Annotated in this window: 3 protein-coding genes, 2 tRNA genes and 4 pseudogenes; 4 read left to right on the forward strand and 5 right to left on the reverse strand. The window is 68.3% G+C overall.

All coding sequences use genetic code 11. From position 1 onward, the window contains the following. Positions 1–309 precede the first annotated feature (309 nt). The coding region (locus FF86_RS29525) for a transposase (RefSeq protein WP_242419863.1) at positions 310–946 on the forward strand (637 nt) is incomplete at its 3' end. A gap of 1 nt (position 947) precedes the next feature. Next, a pseudogene (locus FF86_RS63860) lies at positions 948–1552 on the forward strand (transposase); the annotation flags it as partial. A 411-nt stretch (positions 1553–1963) separates the two neighbouring features. Here FF86_RS63860 and FF86_RS69190 read toward each other — a convergent pair. From FF86_RS69190 to FF86_RS29535, 4 genes and pseudogenes are all read right to left on the reverse strand, one after another. Beyond that, the coding region (locus FF86_RS69190) for a hypothetical protein (RefSeq protein ID WP_396230177.1) at positions 1964–2017 on the reverse strand (54 nt) is incomplete at its 5' end. A gap of 1 nt (position 2018) precedes the next feature. After that, positions 2019–2164 (reverse strand): annotated as a pseudogene (locus tag FF86_RS69195) (hypothetical protein); the annotation flags it as partial. 1 nt (position 2165) lies between these two features. After that, positions 2166–2302, reverse strand: a pseudogene (locus tag FF86_RS69200) (hypothetical protein); the annotation flags it as partial. A 672-nt stretch (positions 2303–2974) separates the two neighbouring features. Further along, positions 2975–3050: transfer RNA gene (locus tag FF86_RS29535), tRNA-Thr, on the reverse strand. A gap of 46 nt (positions 3051–3096) precedes the next feature. On the opposite strand from FF86_RS29535, the gene FF86_RS34450 reads away from it, so the two are divergent. Then, positions 3097–3384, forward strand: coding sequence for a hypothetical protein (locus tag FF86_RS34450; RefSeq protein WP_157867016.1), 288 nt, complete (start codon positions 3097–3099; stop codon positions 3382–3384). Between the two features lie 619 nt (positions 3385–4003). Further along, positions 4004–4107, forward strand: a tRNA-Ser gene (locus tag FF86_RS34455). Positions 4108–4165: 58 nt separating this feature from the next. Here the strand turns inward: FF86_RS34455 and FF86_RS60675 are convergent. Continuing rightward, positions 4166–4407, reverse strand: a pseudogene (locus FF86_RS60675) (tyrosine-type recombinase/integrase); the annotation flags it as partial. Positions 4408–4599: the final 192 nt, after the last annotated feature.

Consider the following 4599-nt stretch of genomic DNA (forward strand, 5'->3'; position numbering starts at 1 on the left):
CGCCGCCGGGTCACATGCGGGACGGAGACGGTCAGCCCACCCTAAGCTTGTCGTTTAACCTTCGAGTGTCACGTTGTGTGATAGCTGCTGGTGGTGTGGGGTGGGTCGGCGTGTCGCCGTGACGTGGAACGACCTTCGGAAGATCGTGCTCTCGCCAAAGAAGCCGTGATCGAACCGAAGGTCGTGATGGGNAGTGTGCAGGACGAACCAGGACGCGTCGAGGCTCTGGGGAGGCTGTGTCGCTTCCGGCAGGAGTTCCACGCCTGCCTGACCCGCCGGGCGGACGTGCTGTTCGAGGTGACGGATGCGGTGCTGTGCACCGACGGGCCGGTCAGGACACTGGTCGACCTGACGCTCGCGCCGGAGCACCGTCGCGGGCACGGGGCGTTGTATGACGGGCTGAACAGCGGCCGGTTAGAGATCGCCCGGCTGCGACGTGCGCTCACGGACCTTCCGCTGCCCGCGGCCGCCGACGGACGACTCGTCCTGGCTGTTGATGTCAGCCCGTGGCTGCGCTCGGATGCGCCGACCAGCGCGCAGCGGCTGTTCTGCCACGTGCACGGCCGTGCGAAGAACCAGTCCCAGCTGATCCCAGGCTGGCCGTACTCCTTCGTCGCCGCCCTCGAACCCGGCCGGACATCGTGGACCGCGGTCCTCGACGCGGTCCGCCTCGGTCCCGCCAACGACGCCACGGCGGTGACCGCCGACCAGCTCCGGGCAGTCGTGGGCCGTCTGATCGCCGCCGGGCACTGGCACGACGGCGACCCGACCATCCTCATCGTGATGGACGCCGGGTACGACGTGACCCGGCTGGCGTTCGTCCTGGCCGACCTGCCCGTCGAGGTGGTCGGCCGGATCCGTTCCGACCGTGTGCTGCGACAGCCCGACACCACCCCGACAGCCCGGCACCCACGGCCGTCCGCCGAAGCACGGCCCCGAGTTCGCCNTCGACAGGCCCGCGACCTGGCCCGCACCCCAGCACACCACGATCACCGACACCACCCGCTACGGGAAGGCCACCGCGACCAGCTGGGATCGGCTGCACCCCCGGCTGACCCACCGCACCTGCTGGATCGACCACACCGGCGACCTGCCGATCATCGAGGGGACCCTCATCCGGCTGCAGGTCGACCACCTGCCCGGTGACCGCGATCCCAAGCCCGTATGGCTGTGGTCCTCCACAGTCGGCGCCACCGCCACCGACATCGACCGCGCCTGGCAGTCGTTCCTGCGCCGCTTCGACCTGGAACACACCTTCCGACTGTTCACACAGACCCTGGGCTGGACCCGACCGAAACTGCGCACCCCGCAGGCCGCCGACCTCTGGACCTGGCTGATCATCGCCGCCCACGCCCAACTCCGCCTCGCCCGACACCTCGCCGCCGACCTGCGCCGCCCCTGGGAGAAACCCGCCGCAGCGGGACGGTTGACCCCCGCCAGGGTCCGCCGGGGGTTCCGGAACCTCCGCGCGATCATGCCCCTTCCCGCCAGCGCACCGAAACCCACCAAAGCCGGTCCCGGCCGTCCTCCCGGCTCGACCAACCGCAGCCCCNCACCCCACTACGACGTCGGAAAAACCGTCAAACGGGACAAGACCATGACCGGCCACCAACACCACACAGGTTAAAGATCAAGCTTAGGCGCAAGGCCGTACAGCACGGTCGGGGCTTGCGGTGTCAAGGCTTCGTCGAGGAGAATCTCGACGGTGAGGGTGGCCCCAGCCAGCCATGGGTCGCCCGCGCCATGGTCAACGGCGTACCGACAGGAGTCCCGGCAATCGGCACCACCCGTCGCCGTCGGTAGGTTCCTCGAAGATCGGCGACACCTCACATACTCCCGAAGTCGGAACCGGCTTCACAGCCACAGCAGCGCCGAGTACCGGTGTCACGGCGGAACACGCCGACCAGACCGGATCGAGGGCAACCGCCGTGCACTCATTCGAGAATCATCTGAGATGCGGCTGCTACGACCCCTCGACGCGCAGCAGCGCGATGGCCTGCCGCAACACCGCGATGAGNGCCTCCGCGTCGTCCACGGTGAGACCTTCCCGTCCATCTCCGCTGTCCAGCTCCTCGAAATCCAACAGAATCAGCGGCAGGTCAGTCGCCGTGCGGGTCACGTACTGCTCGATCTGCACCGCGATAGACGAACCGTCCGACCGCAGNCCCGGAACCTCCGGAAGGTCGATGACCCCGACGTCCGCCGCATGAACATCACCTGAACCGCCCGGCTCGAGGTGCAGATGGCCCGCGGGCTCCCGGCACCACGACGGACACGACAGATCAGGTTCCTCGCCGGCCACAGCAGCTCCACCTCCCCGTCACCGAGCATCCCGACAGCAGGAACCGCGCCGGTCGACGGCCCGCCATCGACCCGCCACCATCGCCTCCCGCCGCGGCCGGTCCCACCACCATCGCATACGGGTGCACACGCGACGCAGCCGCCCGAAAACCCCACCACGACATTTCCCGGCCCCCCTGGCCAAGCCCGCCCGGCAGACGGCCAGGACTGTCCTTGCCTACCCGCCGGCAAGTAGCAGACCAGGCAGAAGCCACAGGAAACAGGCGAACAGACCCGCCCCGGCCGGTCGACAAGCACACAACACCCCGAGTGCACAGACGCACCGGGTCGACGAGCTCACCCACCAGGAACGTCAGCTCTTCCCCATCCAGGTTCCCGACGTCATAGTCACGATCAACCAGAGCGCCGGGTCGTCACTGTCCGTCACCAGTCTCGGCGGACTCGATCATCGATGAATCACCGGCCCTCCGCCCCCTCGACCACCTCGCAGCCGTGGCCCTGCGTGGCCAACCCTGACTGCAATCCACCCCTGAGAACGGCACGGAGGGACCGTAGACGAACGATTGATCGACACAGTTCTGCCAAATGAGCCCATCTCGAGCCCACCCGTGATCTTGAAACCCCCAATATCGATCTTCGCTGCGGNAAAACCGCAGGTCAGCGGGGGTGCGTCTGGAGCCGGCGAGGGGACTTGAACCCCTAACCGCCCGATTACAAGTCGAGTGCCGCAGGTCATGCCACTGGCTGGCGTTTTTGCTCCGTACCGTTGTGCGCCGCTGGAGAGCCCCTGCGGACATGCTGTCGATCGAAGGCGTCCGGCGACCCGGCTCCCAAACGGGAGCCGGGGGCCTGAACAGGCGCTACCGCGACCCAGTCCGGCCGGTGTTTCGCGCGGCCGCAGACTGCGCCCGCGGCGCGAAGCCGGTCTTTGCCGACCGGCTCGCTGGGTTGCGGGCCGCCGCCGACTGCACTCGCGCGGAGGCCTTCGCCGTGGTTGGTGTCGACCGGGACGCCTTGCTACCGCCGCTCTTGCTCGCCATTGTGATCACCTTGCTGCCCGTGTCGTCGATGTCGGTGCCGTGACCGCGTGGGATGGCGCCGTCCGGCCGGTCGGCCGCTGGTGGTCAGGTTGATCCGACCGGCATGGCCGCCGCCGCGGGAACCGCCGACGGTGCCCAGGACCGAAGGCAGAGCGCTTCCGGCCGGTACGCCCAAAGCGGCACGGTACTCGACGTCGCGCGCCTCACGNCGCCGCCGCGCCTCGTCCCCGTGCATCCCGCTGTCCCCCGCCCGTAGGTCGTCGAATCCTCCCCCTTCCAGGTTGCCCCCGAAGACCTGGTGGTGCGACCGCAGTTGAGATCCGGCCGACGGTCGCTTGGCACGCAGGGACTACCGACTGATACTCGCCGGCACTCATCGNGGTCGTGTCCAGGCGACAGAGCGGCCTATCTACCACGTCCGTCATGCCCGGCCCACTGCCACCGCCACGGAACGACGAACGTCATCCAGGATGCGCTGTCGACCCCTCGGGCGCACCGCCGACTTGCCGGCCATGCACCCCGTCCGGTGGCCCGGCTCCCCCACCGAGGAACCGGGCTCGATACCGCGTGATCATTGTGGGCACGATGTGGGCACGGACCGCGCGGTCAAACGCGAACCTTCCCGGCATGCCACGGCACTACAGATCGTGAAACACGCTGGTGGGAGGGCGTATCCGGCATCATCCGGCATCATCCGGCATCGTCCGGCCCGTGATCGANCCGGCTTTTAACCGGCGAGTTCAGGGTTCGAGTCCCTGACGGCCCACAAGGAAACGGGGGTGTAACCTGCATGGTTGGCATGTCCCACTCACGCGAATCACGGNCGTTGATCGTTGTGGCCGGGGTGTGGCCGCGCCGGCCGCACCACACGCCGCGGAACGGCGTTCGCAGCGGTCTGCGCCACCTCCCGCCCAGCCGACCGCAACAGATGCGCGTACAAACGGCCGGTGATCGCAGGGGAGGCATGGCCGAGCCGCTTGGACACGAGGGTGATGTCCACGCCCTCGGCGATCTGGATGCTCGCGCTCCCGTGCCGAAGATCATGAAGACGTTTGCGGGACAGCAGCTTCTNGCCGAGCTCCNTGCCGNTCTCCAGGTCGATCGGCAGCGCCTCNGCGAGGTGTAGCACCGCGCCGGAGCCGCGACGTCGGGTGCAGCCGATCACCGTCACCTGCCCGCACGGCTCCCGATCCCGGTAAACCGTCCATACACCTTCTGGCGCCCGGTACCGCTTGCCGACCGTCAGCGTCTTTGCGCC

It is taken from the genome of Frankia sp. CpI1-P (assembly GCF_001421075.1).
Lineage (GTDB): Bacteria > Actinomycetota > Actinomycetes > Frankiales > Frankiaceae > Frankia > Frankia torreyi.